The sequence below is a fragment of the Micromonospora sp. WMMD987 genome, from assembly GCF_029581435.1.
Taxonomy (GTDB): Bacteria; Actinomycetota; Actinomycetes; order Mycobacteriales; family Micromonosporaceae; genus Micromonospora; species Micromonospora rifamycinica.
The window spans coordinates 2,476,048-2,501,216 of record NZ_CP120861.1 but is presented as its reverse complement, the minus strand read 5'-3'; the positions used below and the strand labels follow the sequence as shown (position 1 = coordinate 2,501,216).

Annotated in this window: 26 protein-coding genes; 12 read left to right on the top strand and 14 right to left on the bottom strand. The window is 72.3% G+C overall.

Annotated elements, in window-relative coordinates; genetic code table 11:
- Positions 1–6 precede the first annotated feature (6 nt).
- The 4 genes from O7612_RS10750 to glgC all read right to left on the bottom strand — a co-directional run bounded on the left by O7612_RS10750 (position 7) and on the right by glgC (position 5,811).
- Positions 7–1,320 carry a hypothetical protein gene (locus tag O7612_RS10750; protein ID WP_282272707.1) on the bottom strand — a complete coding sequence of 438 codons (1,314 nt, stop codon included), beginning with the start codon at positions 1,318–1,320 and terminating at the stop codon, positions 7–9.
- Positions 1,320–2,720, bottom strand: coding sequence for a hypothetical protein (locus O7612_RS10745; RefSeq protein WP_282272705.1), 1,401 nt, complete (start codon positions 2,718–2,720; stop codon positions 1,320–1,322). The genes O7612_RS10750 and O7612_RS10745 overlap by 1 nt, the downstream gene beginning before the upstream one ends.
- Positions 2,721–2,870: 150 nt before the next feature.
- Positions 2,871–4,508, bottom strand: a complete 1,638-nt coding sequence (gene pgm / locus O7612_RS10740; protein WP_282272703.1) for a phosphoglucomutase (alpha-D-glucose-1,6-bisphosphate-dependent) — start codon at positions 4,506–4,508, stop codon at positions 2,871–2,873.
- 70 nt (positions 4,509–4,578) lie between these two features.
- The gene (gene glgC / locus O7612_RS10735; protein WP_282272701.1) at positions 4,579–5,811 is read right to left on the bottom strand and encodes a glucose-1-phosphate adenylyltransferase; all 1,233 of its coding nucleotides are present in this window, start codon (positions 5,809–5,811) and stop codon (positions 4,579–4,581) included.
- A 95-nt stretch (positions 5,812–5,906) separates the two neighbouring features.
- Between glgC and glgA the strand changes: the two genes are divergently transcribed.
- From glgA to O7612_RS10720, 3 genes are read left to right on the top strand one after another with little or no spacing between them, the layout of a single operon-like run.
- Positions 5,907–7,109, top strand: coding sequence for a glycogen synthase (gene glgA, locus O7612_RS10730; protein WP_282272699.1), 1,203 nt, complete (start codon positions 5,907–5,909; stop codon positions 7,107–7,109).
- A 43-nt stretch (positions 7,110–7,152) separates the two neighbouring features.
- The gene (locus tag O7612_RS10725) at positions 7,153–7,428 is read left to right on the top strand and encodes a type II toxin-antitoxin system prevent-host-death family antitoxin (protein ID WP_067303547.1); all 276 of its coding nucleotides are present in this window, start codon (positions 7,153–7,155) and stop codon (positions 7,426–7,428) included.
- Positions 7,425–7,682: a Txe/YoeB family addiction module toxin gene (locus tag O7612_RS10720; protein ID WP_067303462.1), complete on the top strand. Its 258-nt coding sequence runs from the start codon at positions 7,425–7,427 to the stop codon at positions 7,680–7,682. Before O7612_RS10725 ends, O7612_RS10720 begins: the two co-directional genes overlap by 4 nt.
- Before the next feature lie 48 nt (positions 7,683–7,730).
- On the opposite strand, the gene O7612_RS10715 is transcribed toward O7612_RS10720, so the two are convergent.
- Genes O7612_RS10715 through O7612_RS10700 form a run of 4 tightly spaced genes read right to left on the bottom strand, consistent with a single transcriptional unit; the run spans position 7,731 to position 9,892 of the window.
- Positions 7,731–8,150, bottom strand: coding sequence for a type II toxin-antitoxin system VapC family toxin (locus O7612_RS10715; protein WP_282272695.1), 420 nt, complete (start codon positions 8,148–8,150; stop codon positions 7,731–7,733).
- Positions 8,151–8,175: 25 nt separating this feature from the next.
- Positions 8,176–8,415 (bottom strand): AbrB/MazE/SpoVT family DNA-binding domain-containing protein, encoded by a 240-nt coding sequence (locus O7612_RS10710; protein WP_282272693.1) that lies wholly within the window; start codon positions 8,413–8,415, stop codon positions 8,176–8,178.
- Between the two features lie 60 nt (positions 8,416–8,475).
- Positions 8,476–9,678 (bottom strand): helix-turn-helix domain-containing protein, encoded by a 1,203-nt coding sequence (locus O7612_RS10705; RefSeq protein ID WP_282272691.1) that lies wholly within the window; start codon positions 9,676–9,678, stop codon positions 8,476–8,478.
- A gap of 16 nt (positions 9,679–9,694) precedes the next feature.
- Positions 9,695–9,892: a hypothetical protein gene (locus O7612_RS10700; RefSeq protein WP_282272689.1), complete on the bottom strand. Its 198-nt coding sequence runs from the start codon at positions 9,890–9,892 to the stop codon at positions 9,695–9,697.
- A gap of 216 nt (positions 9,893–10,108) precedes the next feature.
- Here O7612_RS10700 and O7612_RS10695 point away from each other — a divergent pair, with 216 nt between their 5' ends.
- Both O7612_RS10695 and O7612_RS10690 read left to right on the top strand, forming a co-directional pair.
- Complete coding sequence (locus O7612_RS10695; RefSeq protein ID WP_282272687.1) at positions 10,109–10,336, top strand: winged helix-turn-helix domain-containing protein; 228 nt, start codon at positions 10,109–10,111, stop codon at positions 10,334–10,336.
- A gap of 173 nt (positions 10,337–10,509) precedes the next feature.
- Complete coding sequence (locus O7612_RS10690) at positions 10,510–10,737, top strand: winged helix-turn-helix domain-containing protein (protein WP_348774279.1); 228 nt, start codon at positions 10,510–10,512, stop codon at positions 10,735–10,737.
- A 264-nt stretch (positions 10,738–11,001) separates the two neighbouring features.
- Here the strand turns inward: O7612_RS10690 and O7612_RS10685 are convergent, their stop codons facing one another.
- Positions 11,002–11,313, bottom strand: a complete 312-nt coding sequence (locus O7612_RS10685; RefSeq protein WP_282272686.1) for a hypothetical protein — start codon at positions 11,311–11,313, stop codon at positions 11,002–11,004.
- A 67-nt stretch (positions 11,314–11,380) separates the two neighbouring features.
- Positions 11,381–11,689 (bottom strand): hypothetical protein, encoded by a 309-nt coding sequence (locus tag O7612_RS10680; protein ID WP_282272685.1) that lies wholly within the window; start codon positions 11,687–11,689, stop codon positions 11,381–11,383.
- Between the two features lie 153 nt (positions 11,690–11,842).
- Here O7612_RS10680 and O7612_RS10675 point away from each other — a divergent pair, with 153 nt between their 5' ends.
- The 4 genes from O7612_RS10675 (at position 11,843) to glgB (ending at position 17,073) form a co-directional block, all read left to right on the top strand.
- Positions 11,843–12,235, top strand: coding sequence for a type II toxin-antitoxin system RelE/ParE family toxin (locus tag O7612_RS10675; protein ID WP_067303446.1), 393 nt, complete (start codon positions 11,843–11,845; stop codon positions 12,233–12,235).
- Positions 12,235–12,549 (top strand): helix-turn-helix transcriptional regulator, encoded by a 315-nt coding sequence (locus tag O7612_RS10670; protein ID WP_282272683.1) that lies wholly within the window; start codon positions 12,235–12,237, stop codon positions 12,547–12,549. The genes O7612_RS10675 and O7612_RS10670 overlap by 1 nt, the downstream gene beginning before the upstream one ends.
- A 205-nt stretch (positions 12,550–12,754) precedes the next feature.
- Positions 12,755–14,983, top strand: a complete 2,229-nt coding sequence (locus O7612_RS10665) for an alpha-1,4-glucan--maltose-1-phosphate maltosyltransferase (RefSeq protein ID WP_282272681.1) — start codon at positions 12,755–12,757, stop codon at positions 14,981–14,983.
- Positions 14,971–17,073: a 1,4-alpha-glucan branching protein GlgB gene (gene glgB / locus O7612_RS10660; protein WP_282272679.1), complete on the top strand. Its 2,103-nt coding sequence runs from the start codon at positions 14,971–14,973 to the stop codon at positions 17,071–17,073. The genes O7612_RS10665 and glgB overlap by 13 nt, the downstream gene beginning before the upstream one ends.
- Positions 17,074–17,106: 33 nt before the next feature.
- Here glgB and O7612_RS10655 read toward each other — a convergent pair whose 3' ends face one another.
- The gene (locus tag O7612_RS10655) at positions 17,107–18,147 is read right to left on the bottom strand and encodes a phosphatase domain-containing protein (RefSeq protein ID WP_282272677.1); all 1,041 of its coding nucleotides are present in this window, start codon (positions 18,145–18,147) and stop codon (positions 17,107–17,109) included.
- Between the two features lie 217 nt (positions 18,148–18,364).
- Here O7612_RS10655 and yaaA point away from each other — a divergent pair, with 217 nt between their 5' ends.
- From yaaA to O7612_RS10640, 3 genes are all read left to right on the top strand, one after another.
- Positions 18,365–19,177 (top strand): peroxide stress protein YaaA, encoded by an 813-nt coding sequence (gene yaaA / locus O7612_RS10650; protein ID WP_282272675.1) that lies wholly within the window; start codon positions 18,365–18,367, stop codon positions 19,175–19,177.
- A 96-nt stretch (positions 19,178–19,273) separates the two neighbouring features.
- Positions 19,274–19,942: a hypothetical protein gene (locus O7612_RS10645; RefSeq protein ID WP_282272674.1), complete on the top strand. Its 669-nt coding sequence runs from the start codon at positions 19,274–19,276 to the stop codon at positions 19,940–19,942.
- Between the two features lie 167 nt (positions 19,943–20,109).
- Positions 20,110–21,012: a TAXI family TRAP transporter solute-binding subunit gene (locus O7612_RS10640; protein WP_282273875.1), complete on the top strand. Its 903-nt coding sequence runs from the start codon at positions 20,110–20,112 to the stop codon at positions 21,010–21,012.
- A gap of 3 nt (positions 21,013–21,015) precedes the next feature.
- On the opposite strand, the gene O7612_RS10635 is transcribed toward O7612_RS10640, so the two are convergent.
- The 3 genes from O7612_RS10635 to O7612_RS10625 form a co-directional block, all read right to left on the bottom strand.
- Positions 21,016–22,503: a HAMP domain-containing sensor histidine kinase gene (locus tag O7612_RS10635; RefSeq protein WP_282272672.1), complete on the bottom strand. Its 1,488-nt coding sequence runs from the start codon at positions 22,501–22,503 to the stop codon at positions 21,016–21,018.
- A gap of 10 nt (positions 22,504–22,513) precedes the next feature.
- The gene (locus O7612_RS10630) at positions 22,514–23,170 is read right to left on the bottom strand and encodes a response regulator transcription factor (protein ID WP_067303428.1); all 657 of its coding nucleotides are present in this window, start codon (positions 23,168–23,170) and stop codon (positions 22,514–22,516) included.
- A gap of 181 nt (positions 23,171–23,351) precedes the next feature.
- Positions 23,352–25,106, bottom strand: coding sequence for a CDP-glycerol glycerophosphotransferase family protein (locus tag O7612_RS10625; RefSeq protein ID WP_282272671.1), 1,755 nt, complete (start codon positions 25,104–25,106; stop codon positions 23,352–23,354).
- Positions 25,107–25,169: the final 63 nt, after the last annotated feature.

Below are 25,169 nucleotides of genomic sequence, written 5' to 3'. Positions count from 1 at the left end.
GAACGGTCACCGGACGGCACCCACCGGCAGCGTGTCCCGGTGGGCGGAGGTGCCGCGGGTCAGCCCCAGCAGCAGAAAGACCGGTACGGCCGACACCACGTGTTGCAGGAACCCGATGGTGGAGTCGGGATAGGTCCCGGACCAGAGCAGCACGTCGGAAATGACCAGACAGAACACCGTCAACCTGGCCGGACCGGGTCGACCCCGCCAGCGCAGCAGCAACGCCACGAAGCCCGCCCAGAAGGCATGCACGACCACCACGCCGACCGGCCCGTCGAAGAACCAGACGTTGCCCAGCAGCAGGAAGGTGTACGACGACGTCGGCCCCCCACCGAGGAACTGGTTGATCTGCTGCCCGGTGGACAACGCCGGCCGGTCCGGGTCGAGCACCCGGGGCACCAGCCCGTACCTGAAGTAGTCGGTGACACCGGGCTGGCCGATCTCGACCGGCACCGCGAAGGGCGCCACCGCGGTGAGCTGACTGTCCAGGCGGAGCCGGTCGGCGGCGGTGACCCGGCTGTCCACCGTCACCCCCCGTTCCTCCCGGATCGAGTTGCGCTGGGCGAACATGGCGGGCCAGGCGAGCAGGAGCACCACCGTCCAGAGCAGGAGGTGACGCAACCGGAAGACCCCGCAGACCGCCCCGGCGGCCGCCACGAAGAACACCAGGGCCACCAGGGGCGCGGACCGGGCCGTCAGCATCGCGACGTACGCCTCCACGCCGACGAGTGCGGCCACCCAGCAGTACAACCCTCCTGACGAGAGCGCACCGCCGAGTCGGCTGCCGATCAACAGGGCGAAGCCCAGGGTGCCCCAGCCCGAGAAGAGGGCGCACACCATCGCGAGGGGGGTGTCGGACAGTTCGCCGGACACCTGGGTGACGATGGTCCCCCGACCGACGTGGGTTCCGACGACGTTGGCGACCATGCCGGTCAGGGTCACCAGCCGGGCCACCGGATAGACATGGCGGTAGCGCCCGGCCGCCTGCCGCATGCCCTGCCGCCACTGCGGATCGGGACGCCCGAAGAGCAGACCGACCGATTCCACCGAGATGCTACCGAGCAGGGCCAGCCCTACCAGGAACACGATGAAACCGGTCTGCGGGTTCTCGTTGACCACCGCCATCGGCAGGATCAGCAGCACGTAGGGGGCGAGCACCAGGAAGCTGACCGGATAGCACCGCAACAACCCGCCGACCAGCTCCCGCTGCCGTCGGGACCATCCGCCGGGTCCTTGTCGGGCCGGCCCGGGCCCACCCCTGCCGATCCCGACTCCGGGGCCGACGGCCACCAGGGCGGCAGCCTCGCTCTTCCCGATCATCAGGCACCCCGCTGACGGCGCGCGACGAGCCGGCCGCCGACCCGGGGAGCGACAGGGCGACCATCGGCCCGGTGCACCCCCCGGGGAAGGCGTCGACCGACAGGCAGCACGACGCGGCCCGGCCGGCGCGGCGACCGCAGCCGGACGCTGCGGGTCAGCCACAGCAGGAAGAAGACCGTCATGGCCGACACCACGTGTTGCAGGAAGGCGATCGTCGACTCGGGGTAGGTGCCGGACCACAGCAGCACGTCGGAGAAGACCAGGCAGAACAGGCTCAACCGGGCCGGCCCGGGCCGGGCCCGCCACCGCAGCAGCAACGCCACGAAGCCCGCCCAGAAGGCGTGCACGCCCAGCACCCCCACCGGCCCCTCGAAGAACCAGATGTTGCCCAGCAACAGGAAGTTGGAAGCCGACGTCGGGCCGCCACCGAGGAACTGGTTGATCTGCTGCCCGGTGGACAGGGCCGGTCGGTCGGGATCGACGATCCGGGGCACCAGCCCGTACCGGAGGTGGTCGACGAGGCCGGGTTGACCGAGGTCGACGGGGACCTCGATACCCGCGACGAGGGTCAACTGCCGGTCCAGGCGGATCCGGTCCGCTGCCGTCACGGCGTCGCTCACCGCGATGCCCTGGTCCTGCCGGATCTCGTTGCGGTACTCGAAGATGGCCGGCCAGAGCAGGACCATCACCACCGTGCCGAGCAGCAGGTACCGCAGCCGGAACACGCCACAGACCACCCCGGCGGCGACCACGAAGAAGAGGAAGGCGATCAGAGGGGCGGTGAGGGCGGTCAGCATGGTGACGACCGCCTGGGTGGTGACGAGCGCTCCGAGCCAGCCGTACAGTCTGGCCCGGGACAGCCGGCCGCCCAGGTGGCTGGCGACCAGCAGCGCGAAGCCGAGTGCGCCCCACCCGGAGAACAGCTTGGTCAGCGCCACCAGCGGCGCGTCGGACAACTCCCCGGAGATCTGCGCGACGATGCTCCCCCGCCCGAGGTAGGCACCCAGCAGGTCGGCCACGATGCTGCTCAGCGTCACCAGCCGCGCCACCGGATAGATCCGGGGATAGCGGGCCGTCGCCTGTCGCATCCCCTGCCGCCACTGCGGATCGGGACGCCCGAAGAACAGACCCACCGTCTCCACCGAGACGCTACCGAGCAGGGCCAGGCCCACCAGGAACACGATGAAACCGGTCTGCGGGTTCCCGTTGACCACCGCCATCGGCAGGATCAGCAGCACGTAGGGGGCGAGCACCAGGAAGCTGACCGGATAGCACCGCAACAGCCCGCCGACCAGTTCCCGCTGCCGCCTCGACCGGGCATCCCGGGACGGACGGACCGCCCGGATGTCGATGACGTCGATCCGCGGTCCAGGGTCGGTGACCACCCTGGACCAGACCATCAGATGTTCCCCTCACTGTTTCGGGTCGCCTCATGCGCAACGAGCCAGCCGAGGCCACGACACGCTCCCGAGGGGAAACGCCGGAAAACGCGGCACGCCCCGCCCGGCCGCTCCGGGCGGCTGGGCGGGGCGCGACGGCGCTGGCGAGGACTAGCCGAGAACCCCGTCGACCAGGGACTTCGCCTCCTCCTGGATGCGGGCCAGGTGCTCCGGACCCTGGAACGACTCGGCGTAGATCTTGTAGACGTCCTCGGTGCCCGACGGCCGGGCCGCGAACCACCCGGACCCGGTGGTCACCTTCAGCCCGCCGATCGGGGCACCGTTGCCGGGGGCGCTGGTCAGGGTCGCGGTGATCGGCTCACCGGCCAGCTCGGTGGCGGTGACCTGCTCCGGGGAGAGCCGGCCGAGCAGCGCCTTCTGCTCCCGGTCGGCCGGGGCGTCGATCCGGGCGTACGCGGGGGCGCCGAAGCGGTCGGTCAGCGTGGCGTAGTGCTCGCTCGGGGTCCGGCCGGTGGTGGCGATGATCTCGGCGGCGAGCAGGCAGAGCAGGATGCCGTCCTTGTCGGTGGTCCAGGTGCTGCCGTCGCGGCGCAGGAACGACGCCCCGGCGCTCTCCTCGCCGCCGAAGCCGACCGAGCCGTCCAGCAGCCCGGGGACGAACCACTTGAAGCCGACCGGCACCTCCAGCAGCGGCCGGCCCAGGTCGGCGGCGATCCGGTCGATCATCGAGGAGGAGACCAGGGTCTTGCCGACGGCCGCCGCCGGACCCCACTGCGACCGGGTACGGAACAGGTGGCCAATCGCCACCGCCAGGTAGTGGTTGGGGTTCATCAGGCCCCCGTCGGGGGTGACGATGCCGTGCCGGTCGGCGTCGGCGTCGTTGCCGGTGGAGACCTGGAACCGGTCCCGGGCGGCGATCAGCGACGCCATCGCGTTGGGCGACGAACAGTCCATCCGGATCTTGCCGTCGCCGTCGAGGGTCATGAACCGCCAGGTCGGGTCGACCAGCGGGTTGATCACGGTGAGGTCGAGGCGGTGCCGTTCGGCGATCTCGCCCCAGTAGCCGACGCTGGCCCCGCCGAGCGGGTCGGCCCCGATCCGCACCCCGGCGTCGCGGATCGCGTCGATGTCGAGCACCGAGGGGAGGTCGTCGACGTACCCGGCGAGGAAGTCGTACGTGCCGGTGGTGTCGGCGGCCCGCGCCCGCGCGTACGGGATGCGCCTGACCTCCTTGAGCCCGGCGGCCAGGATCGCGTTCGCCCGGTCCTGGATCCACTTCGTGACGTCGGTGTCGGCGGGTCCGCCGTTGGTCGGGTTGTACTTGAAGCCGCCGTCGTCGGGCGGGTTGTGCGAGGGGGTGATCACGATGCCGTCGGCGAGCCCGTCGGTGCGCCCCCGGTTGTGGGTGAGCACGGCGTGCGACAGCGCCGGGGTGGGGGTGTAGCCGTCGCGGCTGTCCCGCAGCACGGTCACCCCGTTGCCGGCGAGCACCTCCAGCGCGTCGGCCTCGGCGGGGGCGGACAGCGCGTGGGTGTCCCGGGCCAGGAAGAGCGGCCCGGTCAGGCCCTGCTCCCGGCGGTAGTCGCAGAGCGCCTGGGTGACCGCGAGGATGTGGTCGGAGTTGAAGGCGTTGCGCAGGCTGGACCCCCGGTGACCGGAGGTGCCGAAGGAGACCTGCTGCGCCGGGTCGTCCGGGTCCGGGTGCTCGGCGTAGTAGGCGGTCACCAGCCGGGGCACGTCGACCAGGTCGGCGGGCTCGGCGGGCTGTCCGGCACGGGGGTGGGCCACTGCGGAAACCTCCTCGGTGGTACGGGACGGGAGCGCTGTCTTCCCCGGCGGCGACCGGGTCACACCCGGCTCAGGGCTCGACGCGCTGCCCCTTGCCGATGACGACGACGCCGTTGTCGGAGACGGTGTAGCGCTGCCGGTCCTTCTCCAGGTCGACGCCGATCTCGGCGCCCTCGGGCACGAAGACGTTCTTGTCGAGGATGGCCCGGCGGATCACGGCGTGCCGACCCACCTCGACGCCCTCCATCAGCACCGCGCCGTCGACCTGCGCCCAGGAGTGCACCTTGACCTTGGGTGAGACGACCGAGTTCTCCACCAGCGAACCGGAGATCACCGCGCCGGGCGAGATCATCGAGCCGACCGCCCGGCCGACCCGCTCGCCCCACTGGTGGACGAACTTCGCCGGCGGGTACGGCGGCTGGTCGGTGTAGATGGGCCAGTCGAAGTTGTAGAGGTTGAACACCGGGTGCACGTTGATCAGGTCCATGTGCGCGTCGTAGAACGAGTCGAGCGTCCCCACGTCCCGCCAGTAGCCCCGGTCCCGGTCGGTGCTGCCGGGCACCTCGTTGTCCTGGAAGTCGTAGACGTTGGCCTCGCCCCGCTCGACCATCATCGGGATGATGCTGCCGCCCATGTCGTGCTTGCTGGTCTTGTCGGCCGCGTCCCGCTCCACCGCCTCGCAGAGCGCCCTGGTGGAGAAGACGTAGTTGCCCATCGAGGCGTAGATCTGGTCGGGGGCGTCGGGCAGGCCCACTGCGTCGGTGGGCTTCTCCCGGAAGGCGCGGATCCGCTTGCCGTCCTCGCCGACCTCGATCACGCCGAACTGGTCGGCCGTCGACAGCGGCTGGCGGATACCGGCGACGGTGACCGACGCCCCAGAGGCGATGTGGTCGTCGACCATCTGCCGGGGGTCCATCCGGTAGATGTGGTCGGCGCCGAAGACGATCACGTAGTCCGGCTGCTCGTCGTTGATCAGGTTGAAGCTCTGGTAGATCGCGTCGGCGGAGCCGGCGAACCACCACGGCCCCCGGCGCTGCTGCGCCGGAACCGGTGTGACGTAGTTGCCGAGCAGCGTCGACATCCGCCACGTCTTGGTGATGTGCCGGTCCAGCGAGTGGGACTTGTACTGGGTCAAAACGACGATCTTGAGAAAGCCGGCGTTCGCCAGATTGGACAGGACGAAATCGACCATGCGGTACATCCCGCCGAACGGGACGGCCGGCTTGGCCCGGTCCGCGGTGAGCGGCATCAGGCGCTTGCCCTCTCCGCCGGCCAGGACGATCGCGAGCACCTTGGCAGCCATGACCAGACGCTATCCATACCGCTGCGACTTCACCACTCGTACGGGCACAGTTCCGTGACCGGTGCGCGGCCGGATTCTGCACTAGGGTGCCGGTCATGACCGACTCCGCCCCGCTGCGCGTGGACCTGCTGACCCGCGAATACCCGCCGGAGGTGTACGGCGGGGCCGGGGTCCACGTCGAGTACCTGGCCCGCGAGCTGCGCCGGCTCGCCGACGTCCGGGTGCACTGCTTCGGCGCGGCGCGCGACGAGCCGGGCGTCACCGCGTACCCCGAGCCGGCCGACCTGGGCGGCACGAACGCCGCGCTGCGCACCATGGGCGTCGACCTGGCGATGGCCGCCGGCTGTGCCGGCACCGACGTGGTGCACAGCCACACCTGGTACGCCAACCTGGCCGGGCACACCGCCAAGCTGCTGTACGGGGTGCCGCACGTGGTGACCGCACACAGCCTGGAGCCGCTGCGCCCGTGGAAGGCCGAACAGCTCGGCGGCGGCTACGCGCTCTCCTCCTGGTGCGAGCGGACGGCGATGGAGTCCGCCGACGCGATCGTCGCGGTCAGCGCGGGGATGCGCCGGGACGTGCTGACCGCCTACCCGGCGGTGAACCCGGACCGGGTCCGGGTGGTCTACAACGGCATCGACACCGCCCAGTACGCCCCGGACCCCGGCACCGACGTGCTGGACCGGCTCGGTATCGACCCCGCCCGCCCCAGCGTGGTGTACGTCGGGCGGATCACCCGGCAGAAGGGCCTGCCCTACCTGCTGCGCGCGGCGAAGGAACTCCCCGCCGACACCCAGCTGGTGCTGCTCGCCGGCGCCCCGGACACCCCGGAGATCGCCGCCGAGGTGGAAGGGCTGGTCAGCGAGCTGCGGGCCACCCGGTCCGGGGTGGTCTGGGTGGCCGAGATGCTGCCCAAGCCCGAGGTGATCCAGGTCCTCACCCACGCCACCGTCTTCGTCTGCCCCTCGGTCTACGAGCCGATGGGCATCGTCAACCTGGAGGCGATGGCCTGCGAGACGGCGGTGGTGGCGACCGCCACCGGCGGCATCCCCGAGGTGGTCGCCGACGGCGAGACCGGGCTGCTGGTGCCGATCGAGCAGGCCGGCGACGGCAGCGGCAACCCGCTGGACCCGGACCGCTTCGTCGCCGACCTCGCCAAGACGATCAACGAGCTGCTGGCCGACCCGAAGCGCACCGAGGCGTTGGGTCTCGCCGGCCGGCGGCGGGCCGTCGAGCACTTCTCCTGGGACGCCATCGCCGTCCAGACCCTGGAGCTGTACCGCTCACTCCTGGAATAACCTGGGTCAAGTACAGTTTTCTGTACCTACCTCGGAGGTGGTCATGCGGACCGTGAACTTCACCCAGCTACGGCAGAACCTGGCCGCCGAACTCGACAGCGTCATCAACGACGCGGAGGAAGTGGTGGTGACCCGGTCGGGTCACGAGCCGGTGGTGATCGTGCCGCTGGCGGAGTACGAGTCGATGAAGGAGACCGAGTACCTGCTGCGCAGTCCGGGCAACGCGGCAGCCCTGCGCCGATCGATCGCGGAGCTCGACGAGGGTGACGCCACCGAGCGGGAACTGGTCGACCCGACGACCGTACGGGACGTGGCGTGAGGCTGGTCTTCACCGCGACGGCATGGGGCCAGTACCTCAGCCACACGGATCGCAAGCTGGTCAAACGCATCAACGATCTCATCGCGGACGTCATGCGCAACGAATACGAGGGCATCGGCAAGCCGGAGCCCCTCCGGGGTGAGCTCTCCGGGTTCTGGTCCCGCCGGATCGATCGCGAACACCGGCTGGTCTACCGGATCACCAAGGACGACGTCGAGATCATCGCCTGCCGGTACCACTACGGCGACAGATAGCCACCCCGCCCTACGCCAACGCCGCACGGGCCAGGCGACGGACGGCTGTCACTCGCCGGGCGCGATCAACTTCAGCGTCGGGAAGTACGAGCGGTAGCGGCTGCTGTCGCGGGTGAGCAGACGGTAGCGGCAGACCGCCGCGTGCGCGCCGATGTAGAAGTCGGCGATCGGCGAACGTTTGGAGCCGCCCTGCCGGCGGTACCGCGCGTACGCCTTGCCGGCCAGGAAGCCCGCCGGGTACGGCAGTTCCTCGCGGAGAAAATCCGTGGCGGGCAGCGCGGCGTCGAGTTCCTCGACAGCGTCGAACCGCACGGATACCTCGGCATACACGATCGGATTGATCACCAGAACGCCGGCGTCTCGGGCGGCGGCCAGGGCCTCACCCGACCAGTCGGCCCATTGCGGGTCCTCGGTGAAGACGTCCAGCAGGACGTTGGTGTCGACCAGCGTGGCAACCGTGTCCGGCACCCGACCGGCAACAGCCCGGATCCGTTCACTCCCCACGGAGAAGGTCCATCAGGTCCTCGGTCGACATGCCCTGCACCTCCGGGGCGTTGCCCCTGCCACGCATGTGCCGGACCAGACGCTGACCACGGGTCTCAGCGTCACTGACGCGCACGATGCGCAGTGCGCCGCCTTCCTCGATCACGTCGACCTCATCACCCTCGTGCAGGTTGTACCGAACTCGCAGTTCCGCCGGGATCGTCACCTGACCCTTGCTGTTCAACTTCACCGCAGCCCCCTAGATACGTAATACACATGATACGTGTCGCAGTTCTCTGTCTGGCTGCTCTCAGGTGACGTGGAGGGTGGCGGCGAGGCGGGTCAGGGCGGGCGGGGCGGCGGCGGACCGGGCCACCACGGCGACCAGGGGGCGTACCGCCGGGCGGTCGTGCACCTCGCCGCGGGCGGTGCGCTCCGCTTCGAGCACCGCCCGGCCGGCGCGGAGCAGGTTGCCGTCGAGCACGTAGGCACGGGCCGCGTCGAGCAGGTACGCGGCTCGGTGCTCAGGGGGCAGCCACCGCCACTCGTCGCCGGCCACCAGCCGCTCGTGGCGTACCGTCGCCGCCGTGACCTCGCCGAGGGCGGCCTCGGCGACCACCCGCGCGGCCTCGACCGCCGCACCGCCGCCCTCGACCCCGGCATCACGGGCGGCCCGGCCGGCCCGGCCGAGCAGGTCCCGGGCGGCCCGGCCGTCACCCCGCCCGGCGGCGGCCAGGCCGGCCTGGAGCAGCAGCGTGGCGAGCAGCGCCGGGTCGGTTGACGGGTCGTCACCGGTCGTCGACGAGGTCGGCCGTGGCGTGCCCGGGGAGCGCCCCGGCAGGAGGCGGTGGGCGGCGACGGCGGCGGCCTCCATCGCGGCCCGCCGCCGACCGCCGTGGCGCAGGGCCTGGGCCAACGGCACGGTGGCGGCGGCGGCCACCCACGGGTCTTTCGTGAGCTGCGCGGCGGCCACCGCCCGGTCGGCGGCCAGCCAGGCCACCTCCGGCCGGTCGACCTTCAGCAGCACCAGCGCGACCAGGCCGTACCCCCGCGCCAGCAGGCCGTCGGTAGCCCGACCGGGCCGCAGTGCCCGCGCCGCGCGGACGGCGTCGACCAGGCCGGGCACCAGGACGAGCAGTTCCGGGTACCGGGCGTGCCGGTAGCTCTGCTCCGCGTGGGCCAGGCGGGTGCGCAGCTCCGCGATGTCGGGCGGCCGGGCCGGCGGCTCGACGTGGTAGCGGGCCAGCGCGGCCAGCACCGCGTCGACCCCGGTGGTGGCGGCTTCCGGTCGCGCCGACTCCCCCGCCGACCCGGCGAGCAGCACCTCCAGATCGATCCGGAGCGTTTCGGCGACCATCCGGAGGTTGGACACCTGTTCCAGCCGGCGTACCCCGCGCTCGACCTTGTCGACCCAGCTCTTCGACTTGCCGAGATGGTCGGCGAACTGCTGTTGCGTCATGTTGCGCCGCACCCGCCACTGGGCGACCCGGCGACCCACCGGCAGCTCGTTCACCGCCGGCCCGTCCCGCTCACCGCGAAACCCCCACCACGAGCAGCACGAGTACGCACACCGCGACCGCCACACCGTAGGCGAACCGCCGCCGACGCAGCACCGAGTGGCGCGACCGGACCGGCACGGGCACCCGGTCGCCGTCGGGCAGTGGAGCAGGACCACCCGGCACCGGGTACGCCCCTCCCCGCAGCCCTCGACGTAAACGCTCACCCATCCATGCCTCCTCATGATTACGCCAAAGATGCAGGTCACGGCCGGCGGTCGGGTTGGTTGTGCATGTTTGCCGATTCCGGCCGGGAGGCACTCCGCTGCTGACGAGAAAGCCCCCTCACAGGGACCAACTTAGGACCCTCAGGTGCCTGAGTCAACACAGAGTCCACACCGCGTCGCGCCTGGTGAGATTCTGGACCGGCTGACGAGAGGTGGTCCCATGCCCCGCAAACCCGTCTATGAACAGGTCGTTGACGACGTCATCGCGTCAGTCCGAAGCGGCACGCTCAAACCCGGCGACAGACTGCCGACGATCGCCCAACTCGCCCAGCAGTACAGCTCGTCCGACAACCCAATCAAGCGAGCGCTCTGGATTCTGGATGAGCGGGGCTGGATCGAGGTGCACCAGGGCAAGGGTTCGTTCGTGGCACCGAAGCCCCCCGCGTAGCGCGTGGACCACTGTCGGGCACTCGACAGCCTGGAATGGCGGTGCCCGCCCGCACGCTGCGTAACCCCGACAGGCGCACCACTCTCCAGAAGGTCGTATGCCTGTGAGGCATATTTATGCCCGACAGGCATACGGGTCTCCGACGAAAGTACTGCCGGACGGAGGCAGGCTCCGTGACCATCCCGATGGGCTATCGGAAGATCGCCGCCGACCTGCATGCCCGCATCCAGCAGGGCGAGTACCCACCGGAGAGCCGGCTGCCCACCTACGCCGAGTTGGCCCGGCTCTACTCGGCAAGCGTCTCGACCGTGCAGCGAGCGGTGATGCTGCTACAGGCCCACGGGATCATCATCGGCGTTCAGGAAGCCGGCCCGTACGTCGCCGCGACTCCCCCCACCTAGCGTGGGCCCCATCCGGGCGCAGCGGAGGCGGCGGGCTACCCGGCAGCGGGAGACGGCACCCCGCCCCCGCCGCTCTGCACATACGACGTGCCCGGCCGGCAGAGAGATGCCAGCCGGGCACGCGTGTCTCCGGACAGTGACGCGGGGAGGGGATCCGGCGCGGGGCAGGGGCCTGAAGGGGGCAGGGACCTACCGCACGGCCGGCCACACGGCAGCCGCCGGAGAGCTACGGGCAGGTCGGACGCCTGCGCGAACCCCGGGGAACTACGAGCAGGGCCGGACCCAGGCGGTGCTGACCCAGCCGTTGGTGTCGCCGCTGTCGTTCCACAGCGAGACGTGGTAGCGGCCGTTGGCCTCCTGCGCCGCCCACATCCGGGTGTTGTAGCCGACCGAGTGCGGCCACTTCGTGGTCGACGAGGTGCTGTCCACGAAGACGGACAGGGTGCTGGCGGTGGAGCACTTGCTGTACTGGTAGTAGGCCGCCTGGGCGGCACCACCGGTCACCACGGTCGCGCCGAGGCTGGTCAGGGCGGTCACCGTCAGCAGGGCCGCCGCGCGCTTGCCGATCGTGCTCATGGATACCTCCGGGTCGTCGGGTGGGTGGATCCGGGCCGCGCCGATGTCGCGGCCGACGTCGGGTCGCTCAGCAGGGACGGACCCAGGCGGTGCTGACCCAGCCGTTGGTGTTGCCGGAGGTGTCCCAGAGGGAGACGTGGTAGCGGCCGTTGGCTTCCTGCGCCGCGTACATCACGTTGTTGTAGCCGATCTGGTGCGGCCACCTGGTGGTGGACGAGGTGCTGTCGACGAAGAAGGAGAGCGAGGCCGCGTCGGAGCACTTGCGGTACTGGTAGTAGCCGGCCTGGGCGGCGGTGCCGGGCACCGTGGCCGCGACGAGGCCGGCGGTCGCGGCACCCGCCATGAGGGCCGCCACGCGGGATTTGAGCCGATTCATCCGACCTCCAGATCATGATCAGTCGATTGACCCGGCCGACCATACACACCCGGTGATTAGCTCGCAACGCCATGTGTCCGGAGCTGGGCGAGTACCCGCCGGAGAGCCGGGTTCGGCCGGCACGCCTGGTATAGCTCGGGCTATAGTTTTGCCATGACCGGCGAGCCCGCCCGCCGCTGGGCGATCAGGACGACAGGCGATGTCCGTGACTGGTTACGGGCTCTGAGCAGGGCCGACCCGGGGGCGTACCGGTCCGTCAACGTGGCGATCGACATGCTCGCCGAGAGCGGGCCGGGTCTGGGTCGACCCTTGGTCGACACTCTCAAGGGTTCGAGCATCAGCAACCTCAAGGAGTTGCGGCCGAGGTCTGGGCGGGAAGTCGCCATTCGCGTCCTGTTCGTCTTCGATCCCTGGTCACAGGCAGTGCTGTTGGTCGCCGGCAACAAGGCCGGAGACTGGACGCGATGGTACGAGAAGGCGATTCCCGTCGCGGAGGTCACGTACGAAGGCTGGCTCGCTGTCGAGAGGAAACGGAGGCAGGGCTGATGAGCGACTTCCATGACTGGGACGACATCCGCGCCGATCTACACGACGGCGACGACGACGCGCTGGACGTGGAGCGCGCACGCACCGAGGCGTGGGTCAGCGCGTTCCACCTTGCCGAGGAGCGGAAGCGCCTCGGCCTCACCCAGCGGCAGGTGGCCGAACTGATGGGAGTGACGCCCGGCCGGGTGAGCCAGATCGAGAACGGCGACCTGGAGGCCAACGAGGTGGCCACCCTGAGCCGGTACGCACGAGCCCTGGGCGCCCGGATGCGGATCATCTTCGACTACGGCAGCGACCTCCGTCAGATTGCCTGACCTCGGCCCATCGCGTCGTCGGCGGAGAGGCTCGACCGCGCCCGCTCCCCCGCGGCCGTGCATGTGGCGCACCAGGCGCTGACCCCGGGTTTCCGCGTCGGCGACCCGGACGGCGATACGTGTCAGAGGCGCAAACCCGGCCTTCCAGCGGGTGGCGGACCGGCCGGGCCGAGCGCGAGGGGATCTCGCACAGTAGGTTGAGCGGGTGAGCGGACGGTTCCCGATCGAAGACGTCTCCCCCGTCGTCGCCTGCGGTCGCTACCCGGCCAAGGCGGTGGTCGACGAGCTGGTGCCGGTGTCGGCCCGCGCCTACCGGGAAGGCCACGACGCGCTCGGCTGCAACGTGGTCTGGCACGGCCCGGACGGCGCGACCCGGCCCTTCACCCGGATGCGTCCGGGCGAACCGGGGCAGGACCGCTGGCACGCCACCATCCGGCCGGACGCCGTCGGCGAGTGGACCTTCACCGTCGAGGCGTTCCAGGACCCCTACCTGACCTGGCAGAACGCGGTGACCAAGAAGGTCGCCGCCGGGCAGGGGGCGGCCGAGCTGGCCAACGACCTGGCCGAGGGCGTCCGGGTGTTGACCGCCGCCCTGGCACTCGTACCGGCCGGCGACGTCGGGCGGGTCGAGGCGGCGGTGGCCGCGCTGGGCGACAAGGAGGCCGAGCTGGCCCGGCGGGTCGCCCCGGCGCTCGACCTGGCCGACCTGCTCTGGGCGCACCCGGTGCGGGAACTGGTCACCACCGGCACGCCGCACCGGCTCTGGGTGGACCGCCCCCGGGCGCTCTTCTCCGCCTGGTACGAGTTCTTCCCCCGCTCCGAGGGCGCGGTGCCGGCCACCGTCGACACGCCGGCCAGCTCGGGCACCTTCGCCACCGCCATCGACCGGCTGCCCGGGGTCGCGGCGATGGGCTTCGACGTGCTCTACCTGCCGCCCATTCACCCGATCGGCCGGATCAACCGTAAGGGCCGCAACAACGCGCTGACCGCCGGCCCCGACGACGTCGGCTCGCCGTGGGCGATCGGCGCGGCCGAGGGCGGCCACGACGCCATCCACCCCGACCTGGGTACGCCGGCCGACTTCCGCGACTTCGTCGCCGCCGCCGCCGAGCAGGGCCTCGAGGTGGCGATGGACCTGGCGTTGCAGTGCGCCCCCGACCACCCGTGGGTCACCGAGCACCCGGAGTGGTTCACCACCCGCGCCGACGGCAGCATCGCGTACGCGGAGAACCCGCCCAAGAAATACCAGGACATCTACCCGGTCAACTTCGACAACGACCCCGAGGGCATCCGGGCCGAGGTGCTGCGGGTGGTGCGGCACTGGATCGGTGAGGGCATCCGGATCTTCCGGGTGGACAACCCGCACACCAAGCCGTTCGACTTCTGGCACTGGCTGATCGCCGAGGTCAAGCGCACCGACCCGGACGTGCTCTTCCTGGCCGAGGCGTTCACCCGGCCGGCGATCATGCACGGGCTCGGCAAGATCGGCTTCACCCAGTCGTACACCTATTTCACCTGGCGCACGACGGCGGCCGAGATGCGGGAGTACTGCGAGGAGCTGGTCGCCTCGGTCGACTGGATGCGGCCCAACTTCTGGCCCAACACGCCGGACATCCTGCACGAGTCCCTGCAACACGGCGGGCCGCCGATGTTCAAGATCCGTGCGGTGCTGGCCGCCCTGCTCAGCCCGTCCTGGGGGATCTACGCGGGGTTCGAGCTGTTCGAGCACGTCGCCCGCCCCGGTGCCGAGGAATACCTCGACAACGAGAAGTACGAGCTGCGGCCCCGGGACTGGGCCGGCGCGCAGGCGAACGGCCGCTCGCTCGCCCCGTTCGTGGCCACCCTCAACCGGGTACGCCGCGAGCACCCGGCCCTGCACCGGCTGCGCAACCTGGTCTTCCACGACATCGACAACCCGACACTGCTCTGCTGGTCCAAGCGCGACCCGGACACCGGCGACACGATCATCGTGGTCTGCTCGTTCGACTCGCACACCGTGCAGTGGGGCAACACCACCCTGGACATGCCGGCCCTCGGCTTCGACTGGCACGAGCGGTTCACCGTGCACGACGAACTGACCGGGGCCGGCTACGAGTGGGGCCAGCGCAACGCGGTCCGGCTCGACCCGTACCTACAACCGGCCCACGTGCTCACGGTCCGCCGGCCGCCGGCACCACCCACCCCGGAGCCGGCCGGGGCCGAGCCGGCCGAGCTGACAGTGGCCGACGTCCCCGACGAACTCTCCGGCGGCACCGCGCCGACCACCCCCGCCCCGGAGGACGGCCAGCCGGCCACCCCGACGGGAACCGGCCCCGCCGTGGCCCGCCCCACCACGGCCCGCCGCACGGGGAAGGGCAGCCGCAGGGCTGGCCGTCCCACCACCGGCAGCACCCCGACCGACCCCGCCTCGAAGGACGCCAGATGGACCAGCTGATCGCCGGCGCGACCCACGATCCGCACGCCCTGCTCGGCGCGCACCCCGCCGACGGGTGGACCACCATCCGTACCATGCGGCGGGGCGCCGGTGACGTGGTGCTGCACGTCGGCGACGACCGGCACCCGATGAAGCGGGTGCACGACGTGGGCGTCTTCGAGGCCCGCGTCGAGGGCAGCGTGCTCGACTACCGGGTCGAGGTCGACGGATCGGTCACCGACGACCCGTACCGCCACCCGCCGACCCTCGGCGAGCTGGACCTGCACCTGATCGGCGAGGGCCGGCACGAACGGCTCTGGGAGGCGCTCGGCGCGCGGGTCCGCGACGACGGCGTCGCCTTCGCGGTGTGGGCGCCGAACGCCCGGGGGGTACGGGTCATCGGCGACTTCGTCGGCTGGGGGCCGGACGACGGCTGGCCGATGCGCTGCCTCGGATCCAGCGGCGTCTGGGAGGTCTTCGTGCCCGGGGCGCCGGAGGGGGCGCGGTACAAGTACCGGGTGCTCGGTGCCGACGGGCGGTGGCGGGACAAGGCCGACCCGCTGGCCGCGTACGCGGAGGTGCCGCCGGCCACCGCCTCGGTGGTGCACCGGTCCCGCTACCAGTGGTCCGACGCGACGTGGCTGGAGCAGCGGGCCCGCCGGCAGCCGCACCGGGAACCGATGAGCGTGTACGAGGTGCACCTCGGCTCGTGGCGGCCCGGCCTCGGCTACCGGGAACTGGCCGAACAGCTCACCGCGTACGTCACCGAGATGGGCTTCACCCACGTGGAGTTCCTGCCGGTGATGGAACACCCGTTCGGCGGTTCCTGGGGCTACCAGGTCACCGGCTACTTCGCGCCCACCTCCCGGTTCGGCGACCCGGACGACTTCCGGCACCTGGTGGACCGGCTGCACGCCGCCGGCATCGGGGTACTGCTCGACTGGGTGCCCGCGCACTTCCCCAAGGACGAGTGGGCGCTCGCCCGCTTCGACGGCACCCCGCTCTACGAACACCCCGACCCGCGGCGCGGCGAGCACCCCGACTGGGGCACCTACGTCTTCGACTTCGGTCGCCGGGAGGTACGCAACTTCCTCGTCGCCAACGCGCTGTACTGGTGCGACGAGTTCCACGTCGACGGCCTGCGGGTGGACGCGGTCGCCTCGATGCTCTACCTGGACTACTCCCGCCCCGAGGGGCAGTGGCTGCCCAACCAACACGGCGGCCGGGAGAACCTGGAGGCGATCGCCTTCATGCAGGAGGTCAACGCCACCGTCTACAAGCACCACGCCGGGGTGGTGATGATCGCCGAGGAGTCCACCGCCTGGCCCGGGGTGACCCGGTCCACCAGCGACGGCGGGCTCGGCTTCGGTTTCAAGTGGAACATGGGCTGGATGCACGACACCCTGCTCTACACCGCGAAGGACCCGATCTACCGGCAGCACCACCATCACCAGCTCACCTTCTCCCTGGCGTACGCGTGGAGCGAGAACTACGTGCTGCCGATCAGCCACGACGAGGTGGTGCACGGCAAGGGCTCACTGGTCGGCAAGATGCCCGGCGACACCTGGCAGCGGCTGGCCAACGTCCGGGCGCTGCTGGCGTACATGTGGGCGCACCCGGGCAAGCAGCTGCTCTTCATGGGTTGCGAGCTGGGCGACGACCGGGAGTGGAGCGAGGAACGCGGGCTGGACTGGTACCTCCTGCACGATCCGGCGCGGGCCGGGGTGCAGCGGCTGGTCGCCGACCTCAACGCCGCCTACCGGGACACCCCGGCGCTGTGGGCGCAGGACACCGACCCGGCCGGGTTCCGCTGGATCGCCGGGGACGACGTCGCCAACAACGCGGCGTCCTTCGTCCGGATCGCCCCGGACGGCGCGACCCTGGTCTGTGTGGCCAACTTCTCCGCGACCCCGCTGGAGGACTACCGGGTCGGCCTGCCGGCCGGCGGCGCCTGGACCGAGGTGATCAACACCGACGCCCACCACTACGGCGGCTCCGGGGTGGGCAACCTCGGCACGGTGCACGCCCAGGACGTCCCCTGGCACGGTCTGCCCGCCTCGGCGGCACTGCGGGTGCCCCCGCTCGGCGTGCTCTGGCTGCGCCGCGACTGACCCGACCGCACGGGACGCCGGTCGGGCCGGGGATCAGACCAGGCCGGCGTCGCGGAGCAGCTTCCACAGGCCCGCCCCGTCGGGAGCGGAGAGCCACTTCTGGCCCACCGGCCCCGCCGACGACGGCCGGTCGTTCGGCACGGGCAGGCTGCCGGCGAGCACCGACTGGGTCGGGGAGAGCCGGCGGATCGCCACCCCGGCGACGTTCTCCGGGTGCGCGGCGGCGAACTCCCGGTAGATCTCCTGGTCGTGCTGCCCGTCGTCGCCGATCAGCAGCCAGCGGACGTCGGGGAACTCGGCCGCCAGCCGGGCCAGGGTGGCCCGCTTGTGCTCCCGGCCGCTGCGGAACCAGCGGTCGGCCGTCGGGCCCCAGTCGGTGAGCAGCAGCGGACCGGCCGGGTAGAGGTGCCGGGACAGGAACCGGGTCAGCGTCGGCGCGACGTTCCACGCGCCGGTGGACAGGTAGAACACCGGGCTGCCCGGGTGGGCGGTGACCAGGCGCTCGTAGAGCACCGCCATGCCCGGCACCGCCGTGCGCGCGTGCTCGTCGAGGACGAACGTGTTCCACGCGGCCAGCATGGGCCGGGGCAGCGCGGTCACCATGACCGTGTCGTCGATGTCGGAGAGGATGCCCAGGCGCACCTTGGGGTCGATGACCCGCACCAGCGCCTCGACCGGTTCGGCGTCGGCGACCCGCAACCGTACCGAGGCCCAGCCGGGGGTGAAGTCGGCCTTGACCACGGTGTCGACGAAACCGCTGCGGTCGGCGCGGGCGGTGTGCACGCCGTCCCCGGCCTCGATGGTGACCTCGACGTGCTTGGCGGGCAGGGTGGCGAAGCTGCGCCAGCCGCGGACCTTCTCCAGCCGGCCCCTGCGCCGGTCGGGGCGGCTGAGCAGCACCCGGCACAGCACCCGCGCCCAACCGGGGGCGCCGTAACCGGCGTAGGCGACGATGTTGGGCTGCCAGCCGGTGCGCCGCAGCCGGCGCTCCACCAGCTGGTGCAGGGCGTCCTCGATCCGCGCGGCCCGGTGCAGGGTGGGTACGGCCAGCTGGCTCGCGGTGGTGGAGGGCACGCTGCAACCCTGCCACAGGACTCCGGCAGCGGCCAGGCGAGCGACAGGGAGCACACCGGGGCGGGTCGGCCGGGCCGCCCCAGGTCGCCCCCGGCAGGACGGGACGGCCGGTTGTCGGGTGCGCCTCCCGGTGGGACGGGACGGCCGGTTGTCGGGTGCGCCACCCGGTGGGCGTCATACGGCCGTGCCACCGGCCCCGGCCCGTACGCTCTTGCGGGTGCTCATCCTGCTGCCGCCCTCCGAGGGGAAGGCCGACACCGGCACCGGTCGTCGGCTCGACCTGTCCCGGCTCTCACTGCCCGAGCTGACCCCGGCCCGCGCGGAGGTGCTGACCGCGCTGATGGCGTTCAGTGCCGCCGCCGGCCGGGCGGACGGGTCCGACGGTGCCGGGGACGCCGCCCTGGCCGCCCTCGGGTTGACCGTCGGCCAGCGTGGCGAGCTGGCCCGCAACGCCCGGCTGGACCGGGCCGCCACCGCACCGGCCGGGCAGGTGTACACCGGGGTGCTCTACGAGGCGCTCGGCCTGGCCACCCTGCCGCCGGGGGCGCTGCGGGCGGCCCGCCGCTCGGTGCTGGTCAGCTCGGGACTGTGGGGCGCGGTACGGCTCACCGACCGGATCCCGCCGTACCGGTGCCCGATCGGGGCGCGGTTGCCGGGGGTGGGGGCGCTGTCGGCGTACTGGCGCGGGGTGTTGTCGCCGGTGCTGACGGCGGCGGCCGGCGGCGGTCCGGTGCTGGACCTGCGCTCCGCCGCCTACGCGGCGACCTGGACCCCTCCGGCGGAACTGGCCGGGCGGACGGTCACCGTGCGGGTGCTGCACGAGCGCCGGCCGGGCGAACGCACGGTGGTGAGCCACTTCAACAAGGCGACCAAGGGTCGGCTGGTCCGTGACCTGCTGCTGGCCGGCGCCCGGCCGCGCACCGCGACCGCTCTGGTCGGTGCCCTGCGTGACCTGAAGTACCCGGTCGAGGAGCAGCCGGTGACGGCGGGCCGCCCCCGGCGGGTCGACGTGGTGGTGACCGACCTGTAGGAACGCAAGATTTCCTCAATTCCGGTACGGATGGCTGGAGACGGCGGGACCGGCAGGCGACCGTAAGGGAACCCGAAACCGAGAAGGAGCGGTCCGATGACCCCCGAACCCCGCCTGCTCGACCGGCCGCGCCTCCCGTCGACCCCGCCGCCACTGGACTGGATGACCCTGGCCGACGCGTTCGAGGTGGCCTGCCTGGTCCGCTGCACGCCGGCACCGACGGTCACCCGCCCCGGCCCGACCCCGCCACCGGAGCGGGGCGTGGTGGAGTTCAACCGGGAGGACGCCGCGCTACGGATGCGGCAGCTGCTGACCCGGCTCGACGTGCCGGTCGAGCACGAGGTGGTCACCGGTGGCCTGCGCCGCCGCTACGAGCTGCACCGGTTGCACGTGCCGGCGGACCGCCGCACCGGGTACACGGTGTTGCGCGAGACGGGTTGGCGGCAGGGACGGCGGGAGCTGCTCGGCCCGGCCGTCGGTTCCTCCACCCCCCGGGCCGCCTGGCGGACCCGGCTCGCCGCGGCGGCCTGGCGCTCGGCGCTGATGGCCGGCGGCCGGCACGTACGACGGCACATCCTCGGCATCCGGTTGACCGACCGGGAGCTGGCCGCGGTGCTGGTCCGGTCGGCGTCCCTGCTGGAGGTGCCGGCGCTGCTGCGGCCGGGGGCCGGCTGCCTGGTGGTGAGCGTCGCCGACGGCCCGGACCGGCTGCGGATCCTGGAACGGGCCGCGCTGTCCCCGGCCCGGCTACCCGGCGGAGCCTGACGACGCCCGGCACGCCGCACGCGTTCCTTCCTCCATCGCACTCCCGGGCCGACCGTCCCGACCGGCTGAGCTTGCGCCGGAGGCGGTGACAGCGCAGAGTGCACCGCGTGAGTCGTGGCCGGACCGGACGCGGCCGGCGGTCCCCCTCCGTCGGCGCGGTACTGCTGATGCTGCTGGTCGTCGCGGCCGGCGGGCTGACCGCCTGCCGCGACTCCCCCGACGAGCCGGTCCCGATCCGGATCGCCACCGGCAGCCCGACCGCCGTCTACTACGCCTTCGGTCAGTCGCTGGCCACCGTCCTCAACCGGGAGCTGCCCGGCGTCCGGGCCAGTGTGGTGGTCACCGCCGCCTCCGCCGAGAACGTCCAGCTCGTCGGCTCGGGCACCGCCGAGCTGGGCTTCACCCAGGCCGACGTGCTCGACACCAGCCCGGTCGACCCACCGAAGGTGCTCGCGGTGGCCCGCGTCTACGACGACCTGCTCCACCTGGTCACCACCGCCGGTGGCCCGATCCGCGACGTCGCCGACCTGCGCGGACGGCGGGTCTCGATGGGCGCCGCCGGCTCCGGCACCCAGATCACCGCGACCCGCCTGCTGGAGGTGGCCCGACTCGGCGGTGACCAGGTCCGCCGGGAACACCTCGGCCTGGACGACTCGGTGGCGGCGCTGCGGGCCGGCCGGATCGACGCCTTCTTCTTCTCCGGCGGCCTGCCGGTCCGCGGGGTGGCCGCGCTGTCCGACGCCACCTCGATCCGGCTGGTGGACCTGGGCGAGTGGACCGAACCGCTGCGCCGCAGCTACCGGGAGGTGTACGTCTCCCGGGACATCCCCCGCTCGGTGTACGGGGTGGACCCGGTCACCACGGTCGCCAACCCCAACTACCTGGTCGTCCGGGCGGACCTGCCGGAGCCGCTGGTGCGGGAGGTGACCCGGCTGCTGATGGAGCGCCGGGCCGAGCTGGCCGCCGCCCATCCGGCGGCCGGGAGGATGAGTCCCCGCTCGGCGATCGCCACCACCCCGTTGCCGCTGCACCCCGGCGCGGCCGACTGGTACCGGTCCGCCAAACCCTGACGGTCAGCCCACCCCGGTGCCCGCGGCTGCCGGTGGCCCGTCCGTGGTGGCGGCCGACGGGCCGACGGGCAGGGCCGGCGGGTCACCCCCGGCCGGAGCGGGGGCCGGTGCCGGCGGCTCGCCCCCGGCCGGGGCCGGGAACCACAGCTCGGCGACCAGGCCGCACGGTTCGCCGGGGTGCATGGTGAGCCGGCCGTCGGACGCGTCCACCAGCACCGCCACGATCGTCAGGCCGAGGCCGGCACCGTCGATGTTCTGCGCGTCGGGTGCCCGCCAGAACCGCTCGGTGGCCTGGTCGAGCTGGCCGGGGGTCATCCCCGGGCCGGTGTCGCGCACCTCCAGGGCGGTGCCCCCGTCGGCGTCCCGGACCGCCACGGTCACCTCCCCGCCGGGGCCGCTGAACTTGATCGCGTTGTCGATCAGCGCGTCCAACGCCTGGTCGACGGCGGTCGGCACGGTCCGCGCGTACGCCGGGCCGGAGGTCGCCAGACGCAGGGTGACCGACCGGTGCCGGGCCAGCGGCTGCCACGCGGCGACCCGGGACGCGGCCACCGCCGCCGCGTCCACGGTCACCCGCTCGTTCTGTTCACGCTCGGCCCGGGCCAGGGTGAGCAGCCCGTCGAGGACCAGCGCCAGCCGGTCGGTCTCCTCCAGGGCCAGCCGGTGCTCGGCCCGGCCGTCCTGGTCGGTCACGCTCGGTCCCAGCTCCTCCACCCGCAGCCGCAGCGCGGTCAGCGGGTTGCGGAGCTGGTGACTGGCGTGGGCGACGAAGGCCCGCTGCCGGTCCATCACGTCGGCGACCACCGCCGCCATGTGGTTGAAGCTGGCCGCCAGCCGGCGCAGCTCCGGCGGACCCCACCGGTCCTGCACCCGGGCGCCCCGGTCCCCCTCGGCGATCTCGTGGGTCACCGCGTCCAGCTCGGTCACCGGACGCAACACCCAACCGGCCAACCCGAACGCGGTGGAGACGCAGGCCAGCACCGCGAGCAGCCCGATCCCGGCGAGCAGCAGCCACCAGGCGGTCACCGTCCGCCGGACCTTCGCCACCGGGGTGGCGGTGACCACCGCGCCGAGCACCTCACCGCCGTCGTTGATCGGCACCGCCACCACCAGCGGACCGTCCACCCACGGCCAGACCGAGTCCGGTCCGTTGAACTGCTGCCCGGCCAACGCGCTGTCCAGGGCCGCCCGGGTGTCCCGACCGGAGTTCCAACTGGCCGACACCACCAGCGTCCGGCCGTCCCGGTCGACCACCGCCGCGCCGATGCCGTACAACTGGTCGTAGCTGACCAGCTCCCCGGTCAACGGGCCGGCGCCGCCACCGCGTAACGCCGGCCCGGCCAGCGAGGCGAACCGGGTCGCGTCGGCCAGCCGGTCGGCGCGGACCCGGTCGGTCTCCCGGGACGCCAGGGTCGCCGCGAGCGGGGTCTCCAGCGCCAGGAGCACCAGCACCATCAGCAGCAGATAGCTGATCACCAGTCGACGACGCACCGGCTGCCCCTCACGCGGCCCGGAGCCGGTAGCCGACCCCGCGTACCGTCTCCACCAGCCGGGGGTCGCCGAGCTTGCCCCGCAGCGAGCCGACGTGCACCTCCACGGTGTGCCGGTCGGCCCAGGTGGTGCCCCAGACGTCGAGCAGGATCCGGTCCCGGGGCACCGCCGTGCCGGGCTGGCGGGCCAGCGAGAGCAGGATGTCGAACTCCTTACGGGTGAGCGCCGCCGGGCGGCCGCCGACGGTGACCGTCCGGGCGGACACGTCGATGCGGACCGGGCCGACCTCGATCAGGTCCGGCGCCGGCGGGGCGTGGGCCGCCCGCCGCAGCACCGCCTCGATCCGGGCCTGCAACTCCACCATGGAGAACGGCTTCACCACGTAGTCGTCGGCGCCGAGCCGCAACCCGAGCACCCGGTCGCGTTCCTCACCCCGGGCGGTGACCGCGATGATGCCGAGCTGGCTGCTGCGCCGCCGCAGTTCCCGGCACACCTCGGTGCCGTCCCCGTCCGGCAGGGTGAGGTCGAGCAGCACCAGGTCACAGGGGGCGGCGGAGAGCGCCGCGGCGACGGTGGCCGCGTGCTCGACCTCGTAGCCCCGTCGGGTCAGCGCCGAGGCGAGGGCGGCGGCCACCCGCCGGTCGTCCTCGACCAGCAGGATGCGCACCGGTGACTCCCCTTCGTCGTACGTGATGACGAGCGCATCGTGGCAGAAACGCCGGGCCGGAGGAAACGGTGGGAACCCCGGAGCGGACGATGGGTGCCCTTCCGGGCCGACCACCGGGACGGCCGGGACGACGAACAGGACCTGGGACGAGAGGTCGTCCCAGGTCCCGTGCCCCGGGTGGTCAGCGGCAGAGCCGGCCGATCTCCTCCTGGAACCGGTCCATCGGGTTGGCCTCGGCCGGGCCGAGCAGGTAGGTCTTGAGCTCCCGCCGGGCCTCGGTCATCGGGTCGTCGCCGGCCCGGGTCAGCGCCAGGATCTTCGGCAGTTCGCCGCAGTCCCGGGAGAGCAGGTACGCCCCCCGGGAGGTGGGGAACTCCCGCCGGAACTCGTCCTCGGGCAGCCCGCTCGGGTTGGCCACCACGTACGGCCGCTGGCTCTGCACGAAGTCGGACACCACGCTGGAGATGTCGCTGACCAGCAGGTCGGTCTGGTTGAAGCAGTCGAACAGCGCGGGCACCCGGCCGGTGACCACCCGGTGTCCGGGGCCGTCCAGCGAGCTGGCGTCCGGGTCGCCACCGGCGGCCCGGATCAGCGACACCAGGCGCTCGTGCACCGCCTTGGCCTCCTTGGACCGGGAGCCGGTCAACGGGTGCGGCTTGTAGACCAGCCGCACCTGCGGCGAGGCCAGCACACCCCGGACGATCCGCTCCCCCATCAGCACCAGCGAGGTGTGGTACGGGTCGTCGTCCAGCCAGCCCTCCCAGGTGGGGGCGTAGAGGACGGTGAACGGCCGGTCGGGGGCGGTCGAGCCGAAGGTGTGCACCCCGGCGAGCTGCGGCCGGCCGATCTCCACGATGTCGTCGTCCCGGACGCCCACCGCGGCCCGCGCGTACCGCTCCCGGCCGGCCAGGCCGGCGACCCAGACCTCGTCGTACACCTTGCTGTACGGGTTGACGCTGGCCTGCTTGTCGCTGTCGCCGTGGCCGACGAAGACGTGCTTCATACCCGGCTCGCGGAGCATGTGGATGTTCGCGCCGACGTTCGCGGCGTAGAGGGCGGCCCGGACCGTGCCCAGTTCGAGGTTCATGAAGTCCGGCCCGGTCGGCACGCAGATCACCGGCAGCCGGGTGTCGGCCAGCTCGAAGAACGCCTCCCTGCTGCGCATCAGCACGACCGCCCGCTGGTCCAGCGCCTCGGTCGGGGCCAGCCACATGTTGGCCTGGTAGACGTCCTTGGCCGGGCCGGCGAAGTAGAGCGCGACCTCGGGACGGTAGCCGTCGAGCCAGCGCTGGAGCACCGGCAGCACCGGGCTCTTGCCGGTGCCCCGGCCGCGCAGCCAGGTCACCGCGACCACCGCGCCGATCAGCGCGGCGAGCCCGGCGGCCACCGCGGCGACCGCGAGCACGGGGGTGGCGTCGACGCGGACCGCCGACACCACGGCAGCCGGGATCAGCAGCACGTTGAGCACGGCGAGCTGCACGCCGGCCAGGTCGGCGATCCAGCCCGGCGGGCGGGGGGCCGAGCGGATCGGACCCAGCTCGATGTTGCGGACCAGCGCGGAGACCGGGTTACGCCGGTCGATCATGGTGTTCAGGGCGCCCGCGAAGACGGCGATCACCCAGACCGCCGCCGGGAGCACCAGCAGCCAGGTCAGCTCGGCCCGGGTGAGCGGGACCGTGGTGGCGACCAGCAGCACGGTCGCCAGGTCACGGCTCAGCTGCCGGTAGCCCCGGTTGAGGCCGACCTTCTCCAGCAGCGTCTCCGAGGGCGGCGACCAGCGGGTGACGGCGTACTCGCCGACCACCGCGACCAGCCCGGCCACGGCGAACAGGGCCACCCATCCGAAGCCGCCCGCGACGAGCATGACCAGGTAGGACAGCACCAGCAGGGCGCCTCGGGCGGCGGTGCCGGTGCGTTCCAGTAACGTGCCGAACAAAGGAGGACGCTCCCTACGAGATCGATGACGGGCGGGGCCCGACGGTCTGCGTCGTCGTCGTCC